The 13,002-nt window shown below is 31.8% G+C and carries 23 protein-coding genes; 22 read left to right on the top strand and 1 reads right to left on the bottom strand.

What is annotated here, in order from left to right; genetic code table 11:
* Positions 1–65 precede the first annotated feature (65 nt).
* A complete protein-coding gene (locus K8N75_RS13175; RefSeq protein ID WP_223792509.1) occupies positions 66–236 on the bottom strand; it encodes a hypothetical protein in 171 nt (56 codons plus the stop codon).
* Positions 237–855: 619 nt separating this feature from the next.
* Between K8N75_RS13175 and K8N75_RS13180 the strand changes: the two genes are divergently transcribed.
* From K8N75_RS13180 to K8N75_RS13285, 22 genes are all read left to right on the top strand, one after another.
* Entirely contained in the window at positions 856–1,224 is a 369-nt protein-coding gene (locus tag K8N75_RS13180; RefSeq protein WP_223792510.1) for a hypothetical protein, read from the top strand.
* Entirely contained in the window at positions 1,224–1,409 is a 186-nt protein-coding gene (locus K8N75_RS13185) for a hypothetical protein (protein ID WP_223792511.1), read from the top strand. The genes K8N75_RS13180 and K8N75_RS13185 overlap by 1 nt, the downstream gene beginning before the upstream one ends.
* A gap of 72 nt (positions 1,410–1,481) precedes the next feature.
* Positions 1,482–1,751 (top strand): hypothetical protein, encoded by a 270-nt coding sequence (locus K8N75_RS13190; RefSeq protein WP_223792512.1) that lies wholly within the window; start codon positions 1,482–1,484, stop codon positions 1,749–1,751.
* Positions 1,752–1,877: 126 nt separating this feature from the next.
* Complete coding sequence (locus K8N75_RS13195; RefSeq protein ID WP_223792513.1) at positions 1,878–2,063, top strand: hypothetical protein; 186 nt, start codon at positions 1,878–1,880, stop codon at positions 2,061–2,063.
* Entirely contained in the window at positions 2,050–2,217 is a 168-nt protein-coding gene (locus K8N75_RS13200; RefSeq protein ID WP_223792514.1) for a hypothetical protein, read from the top strand. Before K8N75_RS13195 ends, K8N75_RS13200 begins: the two co-directional genes overlap by 14 nt.
* Before the next feature lies 1 nt (position 2,218).
* Positions 2,219–2,359 carry a hypothetical protein gene (locus K8N75_RS13205; RefSeq protein WP_223792515.1) on the top strand — a complete coding sequence of 47 codons (141 nt, stop codon included), beginning with the start codon at positions 2,219–2,221 and terminating at the stop codon, positions 2,357–2,359.
* Positions 2,360–2,509, top strand: a complete 150-nt coding sequence (locus tag K8N75_RS13210; RefSeq protein WP_223792516.1) for a hypothetical protein — start codon at positions 2,360–2,362, stop codon at positions 2,507–2,509. It begins immediately after the preceding gene.
* Positions 2,510–2,618: 109 nt separating this feature from the next.
* Positions 2,619–3,248, top strand: coding sequence for a hypothetical protein (locus K8N75_RS13215; protein ID WP_223792517.1), 630 nt, complete (start codon positions 2,619–2,621; stop codon positions 3,246–3,248).
* A gap of 5 nt (positions 3,249–3,253) precedes the next feature.
* Complete coding sequence (locus tag K8N75_RS13220) at positions 3,254–3,775, top strand: hypothetical protein (RefSeq protein ID WP_223792518.1); 522 nt, start codon at positions 3,254–3,256, stop codon at positions 3,773–3,775.
* A gap of 3 nt (positions 3,776–3,778) precedes the next feature.
* The gene (locus K8N75_RS13225; protein WP_223792519.1) at positions 3,779–4,720 is read left to right on the top strand and encodes an ERF family protein; all 942 of its coding nucleotides are present in this window, start codon (positions 3,779–3,781) and stop codon (positions 4,718–4,720) included.
* Positions 4,721–4,746: 26 nt separating this feature from the next.
* Positions 4,747–5,094, top strand: coding sequence for a hypothetical protein (locus K8N75_RS13230; RefSeq protein ID WP_223792520.1), 348 nt, complete (start codon positions 4,747–4,749; stop codon positions 5,092–5,094).
* Between the two features lie 181 nt (positions 5,095–5,275).
* Complete coding sequence (locus K8N75_RS13235) at positions 5,276–7,156, top strand: hypothetical protein (protein ID WP_223792521.1); 1,881 nt, start codon at positions 5,276–5,278, stop codon at positions 7,154–7,156.
* A gap of 289 nt (positions 7,157–7,445) precedes the next feature.
* Positions 7,446–7,937: an HNH endonuclease gene (locus K8N75_RS13240; RefSeq protein WP_223792522.1), complete on the top strand. Its 492-nt coding sequence runs from the start codon at positions 7,446–7,448 to the stop codon at positions 7,935–7,937.
* The gene (locus K8N75_RS13245; protein ID WP_223792523.1) at positions 7,927–8,307 is read left to right on the top strand and encodes a hypothetical protein; all 381 of its coding nucleotides are present in this window, start codon (positions 7,927–7,929) and stop codon (positions 8,305–8,307) included. The genes K8N75_RS13240 and K8N75_RS13245 overlap by 11 nt, the downstream gene beginning before the upstream one ends.
* A gap of 10 nt (positions 8,308–8,317) precedes the next feature.
* On the top strand, positions 8,318–8,455 hold the full coding sequence (locus K8N75_RS13250; RefSeq protein WP_223792524.1) for a hypothetical protein: 138 nt from the start codon (positions 8,318–8,320) through the stop codon (positions 8,453–8,455).
* A gap of 223 nt (positions 8,456–8,678) precedes the next feature.
* Entirely contained in the window at positions 8,679–9,107 is a 429-nt protein-coding gene (locus K8N75_RS13255) for a nucleoside 2-deoxyribosyltransferase (RefSeq protein WP_223792525.1), read from the top strand.
* A complete protein-coding gene (locus K8N75_RS13260; RefSeq protein WP_223792526.1) occupies positions 9,108–9,371 on the top strand; it encodes a hypothetical protein in 264 nt (87 codons plus the stop codon).
* Positions 9,372–9,454: 83 nt separating this feature from the next.
* Positions 9,455–9,664, top strand: coding sequence for a hypothetical protein (locus tag K8N75_RS13265; protein WP_223792527.1), 210 nt, complete (start codon positions 9,455–9,457; stop codon positions 9,662–9,664).
* A 148-nt stretch (positions 9,665–9,812) separates the two neighbouring features.
* Positions 9,813–10,508, top strand: coding sequence for a hypothetical protein (locus K8N75_RS13270; RefSeq protein WP_223792528.1), 696 nt, complete (start codon positions 9,813–9,815; stop codon positions 10,506–10,508).
* 250 nt (positions 10,509–10,758) lie between these two features.
* On the top strand, positions 10,759–10,947 hold the full coding sequence (locus tag K8N75_RS13275) for a hypothetical protein (RefSeq protein ID WP_223792529.1): 189 nt from the start codon (positions 10,759–10,761) through the stop codon (positions 10,945–10,947).
* 60 nt (positions 10,948–11,007) lie between these two features.
* Positions 11,008–11,445 (top strand): hypothetical protein, encoded by a 438-nt coding sequence (locus tag K8N75_RS13280; RefSeq protein WP_223792530.1) that lies wholly within the window; start codon positions 11,008–11,010, stop codon positions 11,443–11,445.
* Positions 11,446–12,556: 1,111 nt separating this feature from the next.
* A partial coding sequence (locus K8N75_RS13285) for a hypothetical protein (protein WP_223792531.1) occupies positions 12,557–13,002 on the top strand: 446 nt, incomplete at its 3' end.

The raw sequence follows: 13,002 nt of genomic DNA on the forward strand, positions 1-13,002 counted from the left end.
CAATCTAATTTTAATGGATTTAAAAACAATAAGATAATTTGCTGTAAGAATAATGAAAATAGTAATTATTCTACTTTTAATGGGATAAGTGTTAAACTTCTTTTTCCTTCATCGGTTACTTCTAATTCCCAACATAATCTATCCCCTTCGGATAAACCTAAAAATTCAACCATTGCCGAAGGTACGGTAGTTCGTATTGAACCTGCATTTCTAACTAATTTTGTTTCTTTTTTCAATTTCATACCTCGATCTATCTTTTTAATGTATATTTATATGTGTAAGTTTACTGTATTTAAATTTATCCTTTTTATATTCCTTTTATCATTACATAAAAAGGGAAAGATTTATATACTGTATAGTCTAATTTAAGTATAGAAATCTGTACAGAATAAAGGTACAAATTTCTAAGTTTTGAATTGCGGGTGCAAAACTGTAGTGAAAATTCTTGAAGGATAAGAACTTTCTTGAGGTACAAACCAATAGAAATCCTTGAAGAATGGGAACGGTAGGTCTTAAAAAGCCTTAAAATAAAGATGTGTCCTTAGGTAATGGGTTCTATTCTCCATAGCGTACAGCCGCCCTCAATCAAAGGAATAGATGAAAAGTGAATTCAGTGTGAAATTAAGCGACAACAAATTATATATTTTTCTATTTTTATTTTGTAATCCTATGGGGACAGGTTGTTTTAGCGATTCTAATAGTGTGGTTACTGTAGGTCGTCTATACTCCCCCCGCTATAGGATTTTTATGGAGCTAAAAGAAATATAACTTTTTTTAATGCAGTCTTGGTGTAAAAATCAAAGTTACCCCGTGCAATTCGGGGGGCTCCACTTCTTTATATTACGAGGTGATTGAATGAAAGATCCATGCAAGGTAGTGAATGAATTATGCAGTAAGCCTATTCCAAAGGTTAAAAAAGGAACTATGAATAGCTACTACAAACGGAATGTCATCGACATTAACGGATTATGTGTAATTGTAGAGAATGGTGATTCACCAATTGAACCTCCTTCAAACCGTTACACAGCATTTATAGACAATCCAAATATTGGAATTGGATTTAAACGATTAATACAGGAAGGTTTTAAAGTAGAGGCTAGGATTAAATTAATTGATTACAGGTGGGAAGTGTTAGGGTTTAAAGTTAGTGAACCTGAACCATCTGTAACCAAAGAAGATGTTAAAGCACAAGAAAGTGAGTATTTGCTTGGAGGGGATTATTAATGGATGGTAAAAATCCTATGAAATTGAGTGAATTAATTAAAAAATTAGAATTAATCAAAAAACAGGATGGAGATCTTGAAGTATTTTTTAGAACATTTTATTCTGATTTATCTCCTATGAGTTGGATTGAAATTGGAACGGATTTGAAAGAAGATTTTGTGATTTTACAAGATTATATGGAATAGAATTTATCTTTTGGGAACCAGCTCTAGCCATGGACTGGTTTCCTCCTACCTATTATTTTATGAGGTGATTTTATGGACTGTGATAATTGTGTATATCAAGGACATTTAGAGAATAGCAGACATTCAACTTGTCAACATCCTGAAGTTAGACATGTTATAAATGATTCTGATTTATTGAATCAAGTGATTGTGAATTATAAAAAACCTACAATTCACTTATTCAATGGTTTCCGTATTGAACGTGAACAACAAGGAATAGAAGGTAATTGGTGTTTATGGCCTTTTAACTTTGATCCAATATGGATAAAGGAATGTACCGGATTTAAGGAAGTTGTACCATGACCTTTATCCAATTGGTGGATATTGGTAGTCAAATTTTTGTTATTTTTTGTTTTTTAATTGCATTGGGTAGTATTGGTTTTACAGGATTAATTGGTGTTAAATATTGGTATTTTAGGAGGCTTTAATTTGAGTATGGAAGGGTTAGCAAATCACTTAGTGCGTATGGTTCGTAGAGACATATTACTAGATTATGGTATTGATGAAGACACAGAGAGGGCTTTAAATCGTCTTGATAATGTACAGATAGATGATAAAGATTTAAAAATGATGTTAAAAAAGTTAAAGGAGTTGAATAAAGATGTCAGTACATAAATATGAAGTATTAAAACTGAAGCGTAGTAAACAGCCAAGATTCACAAAGGAACAACAAGAAGCAATTCTTGTAATAATGACTATTAGTTTGGCATTTATAGCATTCATAGTGTTTAGTTTTATGTTAATAACTCCAGCATTTACAGGTGGTTAAAATGAACATGACTGAACTAGCAGAGTTAGAAGAGTTAAGGGTAATGACTAAAGAACAAAAGGAAACCATAACAAAACAGAAGGAAGTAATTGAAGGGCTTTTAGACAAGAACATTGAATTATTGAAGTTGAAAGGTGGTTAAATGAATATGAAATTTACTGTTAAGGAAAAAGATAAAGAATCTATTCTTGCCCCTAGTTTATCTATTACTATATTTAACAATAGAGATAGGGATAATAAGCTTTTAGATGAATTTATAGAAGATTTAAAAGAAAAATATAAAATGATTTGAACTTCTTTATAGCACTATATAGCGAAATTAATTTACTATTTTTTACCCTTTTTTTATAGACCCTATCAGCCTTTTCTTTGTTAGGGGTAAATTTCAAGAGGTGAAATATATGGAAACAAAAGCAGAAGACCAAGAAATAGAAATAGCACGATATGGTTATATCGAATGCTCCAGCATGGAAGAACTAATCCAACAAATGAATCTGAAAGATTTAGAAGGATATTCCCCTGTATGGCCATCACATAAACCCCTACTATTCGATAAAGACAGCTATTTCATGATAGTAGAATATCATGAACCCATAGATCCTGAAGAAAAAAAAGACATCAAAGCACAATTATCTCAGTTAATCATGGATGCTGAATTCCAAGTAGCAACTGTAAATGCCAAACTTGAAGACAAAAAAACAGATTTAAACGCAAATACCGACTGGAAAAAAGCAAGTGAAACCCAAGTAAACCCAATTAAAACCGTAGGAGACAAAGCAGGATATGTTGCAAAGCAAACTAAGGAACTTCAAGCCAAAGTGGATAGTTATAAAAGTTATTTAAGCCACCTTAAACGACTTGAAAAACTTGGAATATTACCAGAAAGTGATGCACCTTGGATAAAACCAAAAACAGAGGATAAAGTTATTTATCCTATGAATGCACTGGACATGTCTGGAAACTACTATTGTGGTGACGACATGAAAAAGAAATGTGAATTATGTAGAAAATGTGAAGAAATAGGAGAGTGAAATTTATGGCACAAAGTATATTTAAATCAAAAGAAGAAGAACACGAAGAACCAGCATTAACACCAAGAAAAGTTCCAGGTGGAAATGATGATATAGGAGACTACCGAAAAGTCCCATTAAAAGATTGTGGAAATGATGAAGTATGGAACGGACAACCATTCATAGCAAACATCTATGAAGGAACAGATAAAAAAACAAAACAACCTTATTACTCCGCAGCATTCATAATATATGACCACGAGACCAGAGAAGCTTTAAGAGGTAATATCTACCTTAAAGGAATGGAAGATGACATCAAACTCAAAAAAGGATCTTTAGGATATGAACTTGTTAAAAGCATAGATAAAGTAAAAGGATTCCCGACTAAAGACAATGTAATTATAATGAAATTCAGTGAATTACAAGGCTACATCTATAATTTAAATGCAATTAAAGCTGTTATAAAAGAACAATGGAACGATGCAATGACTAGAACTTGGAATACTATTGAAATCACTGAATTAATAGAAGCACCAAAAGAGGGATAAAGGATGAAACAGGAATCCAAACTCCTTCCAATCCTTTTGAAGATACAAGAAGAAATGCCAAACCCTGAAAAAACAGCATACAGTGATTATACTCAAAGTAGTTTTGTTCCTTTAAATCAGTTACTAGCTCATATTAAACCTTATCTAATCGCAAATGACCTTCTTTTAAAACAAAATGTAGGGAATATAATTATAGGTGATAAACCGTTTTTGACTATTGAATCTAAGTTATACCATATTTCTGGTGAAGAGTATGGACTTGAAAAGATGGTTATCCCCCTACAACACAATAATCCACAAGGTTTAGGCTCAGCTATTACTTATGGGAGACGATATACTCTTGAAACATTGTTTAATATCACAGGTGAAGAGGACGATGACGGAGTTGCAGCGTCCAAAAATCAAACTCAAAGAAGTAATGGAAATAGTCACAGGACACCGAGAGCAAAAGCATCTGAAATAAATGAAACAGAATCAGAAGTTGTTAAAACAGAGAGAACCACAAGGACATCAAGAGCTAAAGCTGGAGACCTTGAAATTACAGAGGTAAAAGGAAGCAATCCCAACGGACAAAGTGATGAACCCCAACATAATACAGAAAACAATGAGCGAACTCAACGTGCATCCGAGTCTGAAAAAACAGATACAAACATGAAAAATACCCAAAGAGTTGACAGAACCCAAAGGGCATCAAGACAAGTTCAAAAAGAAACCTCAAATAGTGAAGATAAACCAGAAACACAACGAGTAACACAAAGTACAGATTTAGACTGGAAAAAACTCAGAGAGAACCTAGCAATAAACAATGCATGTGTACTAATTAAAGGACGTGGAGAACTTCCAACTACCAAAGGAGTACTACATGTTACAGAAGCAATGGTCGAAGAAGAAGCCATATCCAAAACACAGTTTAATGAAGTTAAGGAATTGTTAGGGTTAGCTTAAATACTATTTTTTATGGAGGATTATTTATGAGTTATGAAACACCCCTAGAGGTAATGCTGGGCATTTTCAATAAATTAAAGAAGCAAAGAGATACTCAAGAGAAAAAAATTCTAGAATTAACACTTCAAATAAAATATTTACAACCCTGTGATTCAGAGGACCCATTATATAAAAAATTGAAAAAAGATTTAGAAAAAGCTGAAGATACCCTAGCAGATGCAGAAAGAATGCTAAATAGTATCCAAAAACGTAAAGATGGTGGTGCATCATTAGACCAGTTTTTAACTGATGAAAATTTAGAAAAAGTTAAAAATGCATTCAATGAAAAAGCGGGACCTGAAGATCTTAAAATCGAATCAATTAACAGGAGGTAACATCTCCTATTTTTAAAATTAAATAGGAGGTGACACGATAACCATAACAGAAAACATTAAAGAAGACATTGTTTTACTTGAAATAGGAAGCAGAACATTAACCGATGACCAAATAACATCATTACAAGTAACCTTAAGACCCATATTTAATGGAACGTTAGACTTTAAAACATTAGACAAAATGAGTCAAAAACTAGCAGGGATGTTATACCAGGAAGATATTAATTTTGAATCTGCATTAAATTTATGGGGATCTCTAGACGCTAAAATCAATTTACTCAAAAATGTATACAAAAACCCTAAAAAACATTATACAATACTTTCTTTTGTTGAAATTTTACAAGAAAATGGAGAATCAATATTTGAACCTAAAGTTATACATAAAATCCAAAAAGAAGTCCAAACAATAATCGAACTGCCAAAACATCATAATATGGTTGTTGGAAGTTTAGGATCTGATACTTTAGTTGTTGTGGATCCTAGACAAAAAATAGTCTATTATGAAACAGTTATTATCAAAAATGACAATGATTACAGTAAACAAAAAAAGGTAATTGAAGCATATCCATCCGAAGTAATTGTTTATGACAGTCCATTAGCTGAAGAACCTCGTAAATTTGAAATTAAATGGGAAAGTAAAGTTAAAAAAAGTGTTTTAACAACAGGTCCTGATCTTTTAGAAGACATTAAAAATGATTTAATTCGAGACGGTTATGTTACTGCTAATAGGCTGATAAATGATATTTTACCTGCTCTTATGAATACTTACATCCGACAAGATCTAGCAGAAATTAAGACAGATATTGAAACCCCCGGATTTTTCCATAACCCCTCTACAAATGAAATCATTGGAGTGAACTATGATTTAACAGGCTCAGTACATGAAGAATTAAAACAGGGACTGGAAATATTAAATGATTTAGTCAAGTACTATACGGGAAACGAAACCAAACTGGCAACAATCTTTAAATGGGGATTAATTTCACCATTTATTTATTCTAAAAAACAGCAAGGAAATTGGACACCATGGCCTTATCTTTATGGAAAAGCTAAATCAGGTAAAACCACATTAGGTCAAATGGTTCTTTATATGTGGGGTGAACCTGATCAAAATAACGATCTCACAGGCAGTGGTTTTGATACTGTTGCACGTGTTGGTGGTAAAATAAGTCAATCTACATTTCCAATAGTAGTCAATGAACCTGCAGGTGCATTTCAAAGAGTTAGTGTAACTGAAATGTTAAAAGGTGCCATAGAACGAACCATTAGTCGAGGACGTTATGAAGGCAGACGTTTTACAAATATTCCAAGTTTTAACCCTGTTGTACTCACAGCAAACACATTTGTACCTGATGATGATGCATTAATTAGACGGTTGTTAGTGATTAATTTCACACACAACGAAAAGAAATCAGATAAAGAAATAGAAGCATTTGAAACCGAATGGCAAACAAAAAACCACAAGAAATGTAAATTCAATCTACTAAAACCTATTAGTCAAGCAGCTGCATTGGAATATACATCAGATTCAACACTATGGGATCTAGATTGGAAAGAACTCGCAGATATTTTAATAAAAAGAATCTATGCTGATGTAAATATGGAAGTTCCAGGATGGCTTTATAACTGGAGTAAATCAGAATCTATGGAAGATATGGATGAAGAACACCGAGAAGATATCCGAATTTTTTTATTAGATCAGATCAACAGAGCGTATGGTCGAGTCCAGGTATTAGATCCTGAAACTGGAGCAACAAAATTAGATGACTACAATGAAAATCTTAAAGGTGTAAATAAATTTAAGGAAAAGGTATGGACTGTTTTAAATGAACGTTTAATTGCTTGGATGATTCCTATTGAACAAAAGAATACTAAATATGTTTGTTTTACTATTGGTTTCAAGAAGGAAATACATCATGAATTAAAGGTATGCCAACCACTTAAAGGACTGGCTGAACTCATGGGTTGGAAATATACGAAAGTTAGATTACCTAAAGACCAAAAAGTAATTAAAATTCAAATGGATAAATTTATGAACTTTTTGTATCCATCTAACGATTAATCGCTTGGAACCTGAAAAGTGGTTATTCAAAAAGTTCCAAATTGAAGGTATTTAACTCGTTTATTTTTTGATTGAAGGATTAAAATTTAGTTTAGAATTTTTGGAACTTTTCCGGGGAGAGAGGACCCTCTACTTTCATATTTTAAAATTTTATGAAAATTTAATAAAACCTGTAAGTTCCAAAGTTCCTAGGTTCCACTTATTGAACTTTCATAATATAGCTAAGTTCCAAAGTTCCTAGGTTCCAAATTAAATAGATATAACATAGAATATTAAATGGTGATTGTAAATGTCAAATGAAAAAAAAATGTTTGAAATGACCAAAGAATTAAAAAACATTTTACATGGCATTGAAGAAACCTCTGGTGCTCCTAAGGAACTATTGAACATGTATGGAACTGAATGGGTAATTGCATGTATAAATTATATTTTGTATATCAATAAAGATAGAACTGAAACCATGCAGAATCTGCATAGAATATATCATAAACATGCTGATTTTGAAAGGAAAGTAAGAAAAAGATGGGATATGGGTCTGTATGAACCATTTACTCAAAGAGATCCTATACCTCCGGCAATTAGACATGAAGTTTTTAAAAGAGATAATTATAGATGTCTTGAATGTGGAAAAACCAATAAAGAAACAACTTTACATTTAGATCATATTCGTCCAGTTACTCAGGGAGGATCTGATGAATTAGATAATCTTCAAACTTTATGTGAAACCTGTAATATTGCAAAATCTAATAGAGCATGGAAGGGAGGTAATAATGAAAGTTAAAGTTGGTATTTTTGAAAAAGTTTATGTTTGTCGTAAATGTGGAAACCCAAATATAAGAATTTACACGGAATCAATCGGAGGATCCTCTTCATGTTATGAATGTCCTGAATGTAAACGTGCAGCTTGTAACCCACAAAAAATGTTAAAACTAAAAAATGATGTTGATCCTGAAGATATAATAAGAATGCGTAATGAATTAATTGAAAATTCAGCAAATGGATATACTTCTTATAGTCCTCATCTTTCAAGAGTAATTGAAATGGGGAATGCATTAGTTGAAGGTAAATCTATAATTAAAGATGTTACACAATTAGTTTACAAAAACAAAGTGTTAATAAGTCGTAACAAGAAAAAAATAGTAAGTGAATGAGGTTAATAAAATGGAAGAAAAAAGAACTGGTATCAAATGTGATTGTGGTACTGAATTTATTTTTGATGGTGATGGGGTATTGTGTAGAACCTGTGGAACCAAAATGACTATGGAAGAATTTGAGAAATATAAGAAATCCTTAAAATAAATTAATTAAAATTTTTAGTCTATTTTTACTTGTTAATTTGAATACTATTTTTTTTGATTTTTAAATTTAATTTAAACAATCCTATTAATAATAAGGAGGTATTAGCTATGGCTATCTGTAAGTGTGGTAAGGCTATGGAGTATATTGAGTCTCGTTGGGAAGGTAAAACTAAAATAGTATTATGGCGTTGTCCTGCTTGTGGAATGGAAGAGGAGGTTTCATAATGAAAATTTATCTTGCTTCAAGCTGGAAAAATCATAAGATGGTTCGAGATATTGCAGAATATTTAAGAACTGAAGGCCATGAAGTTGATGATTTCACAGACGATTCACAAGGAAGGTTTGTTTTTAGTTATAAAGAAATCACAGAAGATGATCAGAAATTAAATGCAAAAAATTTCATGCAAGATAAAAGAGCCCAACAGGCATTTAAAGAAGATAAATCTAGAATTGATTGGGCAGATACTCTTATATGTGTATTGCCTTGTGGATTGTCTGCACATATGGAACTTGGATATGCTGCAGGTAAAGGTAAGAAAGTAATTATTTATGCACCAGATGGTTTTGCACCTGGTGAATGGGAAGTGATGTATGGATTTGCAGAAGGCATGACAGAATCCTTAAAGGAAATATATAAAATTTTAGGTGATTAGATGGCACGTGGTAAAATTATAGATGATAAAAATTTATGTCCAAAATGTCTATGTCCAACCATTATGTTACAGACACGTAAATCCAATTTATGGCGTTGTGTAAATCCATTATGTAAGAAGTCACCAGAAGGTGGAGGTTACTTTGGAACTGATAAACGAATACCAGTTGAGAGAGTGAATTTCCTTGTGGATCTAATAGAGTTGGATATCCCTAGAAAAGGTGAAATAGAGTTTAAGAAGGAACCTAAACTATATTTAAAATAGAATTTGGGGTTTTGTAATGGATTATTGTAATGGAAAAATAGAAATAATCTACTACTATAACTTAGTAATAAGAGGTGATCCAATTGGTTAAAAGTGTTTATATAGAACTTGTAAATGGTAAACGAAAGGAAATAGTTGAAAATGAAGAGTTTAAATATTTTCATCCATATTCTGCAAAAGTGAGATCTTTTGTAATAAATGCAAATGAGATTAAAATAAGTCTTGAAGACGATACGATAGTCAATTATCCAATGACTAACATAGTTAGTTATTCTATTAAAATGAGAAATTAGTTAATTGATCTATAATGTGCGTGTGACATTTTTTAAATTTTTTCTATTGATATTTTTTTTAAATATTATTTTTGTTTGGCTATAACCTAATTAAACACTATTTTAAATATTTTTAGAATACTTTTTGCAGAACGGAGGCTTGAGAAGTTTGATAGAAAATTCTGAACCTGAAACAATCTATGATGAATTGTTTAAAGATAAAAAATTTGCATTACCTCAGAATAAACATGAAAGACCTATTAGGGAAACGGAATTACAAAAAATCAAAGATAAAGAAACAGGTGAAATAAAAAAAATAGAAGTCAACACATACGGTGAATGTATTGAATGTGGATATCCACTAGTAGCACTAGACCACCACCGAGCAGAACGAATATGTGAATGTGGAATGACAAATAAAAAGATAATACTACTTCCAGACACTGGAATGAAAAAAGAACGTAGCAAACAGCCATTAAGAACCAGTAAGAATACAGGATACACACCTGAAGAAGCACAATTTTTGAATTCCAACAGAAAACGAAGAGGACCCAAAGTAAGAAGCGAAAAACAAGACTGGAAAAAATCACAGCATATATTCTTCCTTGGAACTATTAAATCTCAACTATTAATGAATTACACACAGGAAAAACGAGTTAAAGAAATAATAAATAATCATTCATTACATTTAATCCACAGTCGAGTTGATGCTAGGACAGTTATTGCAGGGATCTGTAGATATATTCTCTTGCAAGATGGAAGAGGTAAAGAGTTAAGATATAACCGTTCTGCTTTTAAGTTTGTAGGGTTAAATGAATTTAATTATAATGTTATAGAGCGTAATCTTAAGCGGTTAGGTTTTTAAAGTTATATTAACTATTTTTCTAAATATTTGTAAACCGTACCTATATAATAAGAGAACATAATAAGATACTAATTTTTTATTGTTATTGGGTTGTTCCGCATTCAATGACCATATATTACACCCTTTGTAACCCCCTATTTCTCATAAACCACCTCTTGATTTATCATACATTTTAGGGGGTTACATTTAAATTCTTTAGTCTTATCGGAGGCGGTAAGCAGTTATAATATAATTTTTGGAGGCATAAATAATGGATAAAACAGTACAAATAGAAATAGTGGCATTTGTAGGTGCAGGATTTTTACTAGCAATGTACCTAGGACAAACAGTAGTCGCAGGAACATGTGCAGGTATCCTTGGAGGAGCATTAGTAGGTAAAAATATTTTAACCGATAACACATCCGAACCAACTGAAGAACCATCACAAGACGAAGTCTAAATTGTTTTTCATGAATTAACCACTCTTTTTTAACGGCCTCAAAATTAGGCTTGACTAAACATGAAAACACAAACAAAAAAAGACCCATATCATATCTGTGTCCATGAAGACGATTTTACAGAATTATTTAAACGTTCAGACATAAAACAGGACTCATTAGGACGGATTGAACGAACACTCGAAACAAAAGATGCGAAAAATGGAATTATAAAAGAAGGTCAAGATAAAGAATTTGATAAATTAGAACAAAGAACCGAAACATTATATGGTATGGTAGCGGAAACTCGAAGTGATGTGGCGGAAATTAAAGGGTTTATCCAAGGTCAAGACAAAAGAGAAGCTGTTGAAACCAGAGAACATGATGCCGACATTAAACAAGAAGAAATAGAAAATGCAGATAAAAGATGGCATCTAGACCGTTTAGATAAATGGTTAATTGCAGTACTTACAATGATTGTTGCAGTCTGTAGTATTATTGCGGGGTTATCAGTATGGTAATTGATACAACAAGTTTAACATCTATTTTTGATGTAGCAAGAACCCTTTTACAAGTATATACGGCTATTCTTTTAACAATAATATTTTTTTATATTAAACATAAACTCTGAAGGTTGATACCACGGCCACGATTTACCATCCCACAATTAAAAATTATTTTTATTATAATGGACCAGCTCCAACTTTGAGTGACCATAAATTTGCATTGAATTATCTCAAATCTCGGTTCAAAAAGAGTCACGTGGTTCCAAAATTATGACATTTAACAAAAAGATTAAAGTCTCTTATTTTCTCTCCAAAATTGTGACAATTACCGACAAGTCTAACCGCCTCAAAGCGTCACACCAAAATCGAGATTTTTAAGTGAAGTTCTAAAAGTTGGTTCCATGATTCCATTTGAAATGTAGGAACTGAACTTTGCAACTGGAGTTGTCCGTCACTCCAAAATTGTGACACTTAACCTAAGTTACAAATTTCACTAAGCATCATTCCAAAAGTATGATACAAAACATCAGTTACAAATCCAACTTTCTATCATTACAAATTAGTCACGTCACTCAAAACACCCAAAAACAAAACATGATATAATCCATTAAATAATAAAAAGAAGCCATTAAAAAGCTTCTTTAAAACATGATAATTACACCATTACAAAACAATCACGTCACTACAATTTAGTGACATATTTAACAAATTTTTAGATCACCTATTCATCACTACAAAATCATGATACTCTTAAAATAATTTAATGATCACAAAGTGTCATTCCATTTCAATGACAAAATTTAAAAAATGGAACTGACCTTCCACGCCAGTACTAAAAAATGCTGAGATCCAAATATTCTAAAACTCAGTTCCATCATTCCAAAATAATGACACTTTTCAAATAATTTAACAACCCCAAAGTGTCATTCCAAAATAAGGATAAAAAATACTATTTCTAAATATTACAAATCATCATACAAAAATACTCACGTCATTCAAATTTACATAGAATTATTTGAAATCTCGATATAAAAGGAAGTAAATTTAACTAAATTTTATTCAATTTTATTACAATTTTAACTCATTTTTAATCAAAGTTTATCAATTTATACTCAAAGTGGTTCTAATGTCTGAAGAAAATCAAATTTGGAAACGAATTGAGTATGAACGTGACAAGGCATTTTTATTATTTTCTATATACCGTGACCTTGGACCTACCAGATCCTTGGAAAAAGTAAGGGTAAAGTATGGAGAAAGTAAGGTAGAAAAATTAACTTCTCAACAAATTGAAAAATATTCTTCTAAATATAATTGGGTTGAACGTGCCAGTGCTTATGATGATTTTCTTGATGAAAAGAGGATGGAAGAAAATTGGAAGGCTATTGAAGAGATGAATAAACGTCAGGCTGAAGATGCGATTACTGTTCAAACAAAAGCTTTAGAGGATTTAAAAGATGTTACTTATTCAGCTGAAGAGTATAAGGCCAGTCCTGAAGGCCGAAGAACATCAGCAGCCCGAACATGGGAAATTGGAGTAAGAAATGAAAGATTAGCCCGTGGTGCTGCAACCGA

The sequence above is a fragment of the Methanobacterium spitsbergense genome (genome assembly GCF_019931065.1).
Classification (GTDB): Archaea; Methanobacteriota; Methanobacteria; order Methanobacteriales; family Methanobacteriaceae; genus Methanobacterium_B; species Methanobacterium_B spitsbergense.

Bases quoted from the DNA above. Each gene is read 5' to 3' on its own strand.
- K8N75_RS13280 (WP_223792530.1), top strand. From the start codon at position 11,008: ATGAAAACACAAACAAAAAAAGACCCATATCATATCTGTGTCCATGAA.
- K8N75_RS13225 (WP_223792519.1), top strand. From the start codon at position 3,779: ATGAAACAGGAATCCAAACTCCTTCCAATCCTTTTGAAGATACAAGAA.
- K8N75_RS13255 (WP_223792525.1), top strand. From the start codon at position 8,679: ATGAAAATTTATCTTGCTTCAAGCTGGAAAAATCATAAGATGGTTCGA.
- K8N75_RS13210 (WP_223792516.1), top strand. From the start codon at position 2,360: ATGAATATGAAATTTACTGTTAAGGAAAAAGATAAAGAATCTATTCTT.
- K8N75_RS13250 (WP_223792524.1), top strand. From the start codon at position 8,318: ATGGAAGAAAAAAGAACTGGTATCAAATGTGATTGTGGTACTGAATTT.
- K8N75_RS13260 (WP_223792526.1), top strand. From the start codon at position 9,108: ATGGCACGTGGTAAAATTATAGATGATAAAAATTTATGTCCAAAATGT.
- K8N75_RS13190 (WP_223792512.1), top strand. From the start codon at position 1,482: ATGGACTGTGATAATTGTGTATATCAAGGACATTTAGAGAATAGCAGA.
- K8N75_RS13185 (WP_223792511.1), top strand. From the start codon at position 1,224: ATGGATGGTAAAAATCCTATGAAATTGAGTGAATTAATTAAAAAATTA.
- K8N75_RS13275 (WP_223792529.1), top strand. From the start codon at position 10,759: ATGGATAAAACAGTACAAATAGAAATAGTGGCATTTGTAGGTGCAGGA.
- K8N75_RS13235 (WP_223792521.1), top strand. From the start codon at position 5,276: ATGAGTCAAAAACTAGCAGGGATGTTATACCAGGAAGATATTAATTTT.
- K8N75_RS13180 (WP_223792510.1), top strand. From the start codon at position 856: ATGAAAGATCCATGCAAGGTAGTGAATGAATTATGCAGTAAGCCTATT.
- K8N75_RS13245 (WP_223792523.1), top strand. From the start codon at position 7,927: ATGAAAGTTAAAGTTGGTATTTTTGAAAAAGTTTATGTTTGTCGTAAA.
- K8N75_RS13215 (WP_223792517.1), top strand. From the start codon at position 2,619: ATGGAAACAAAAGCAGAAGACCAAGAAATAGAAATAGCACGATATGGT.
- K8N75_RS13205 (WP_223792515.1), top strand. From the start codon at position 2,219: ATGAACATGACTGAACTAGCAGAGTTAGAAGAGTTAAGGGTAATGACT.
- K8N75_RS13220 (WP_223792518.1), top strand. From the start codon at position 3,254: ATGGCACAAAGTATATTTAAATCAAAAGAAGAAGAACACGAAGAACCA.
- K8N75_RS13230 (WP_223792520.1), top strand. From the start codon at position 4,747: ATGAGTTATGAAACACCCCTAGAGGTAATGCTGGGCATTTTCAATAAA.
- K8N75_RS13240 (WP_223792522.1), top strand. From the start codon at position 7,446: ATGTCAAATGAAAAAAAAATGTTTGAAATGACCAAAGAATTAAAAAAC.
- K8N75_RS13200 (WP_223792514.1), top strand. From the start codon at position 2,050: ATGTCAGTACATAAATATGAAGTATTAAAACTGAAGCGTAGTAAACAG.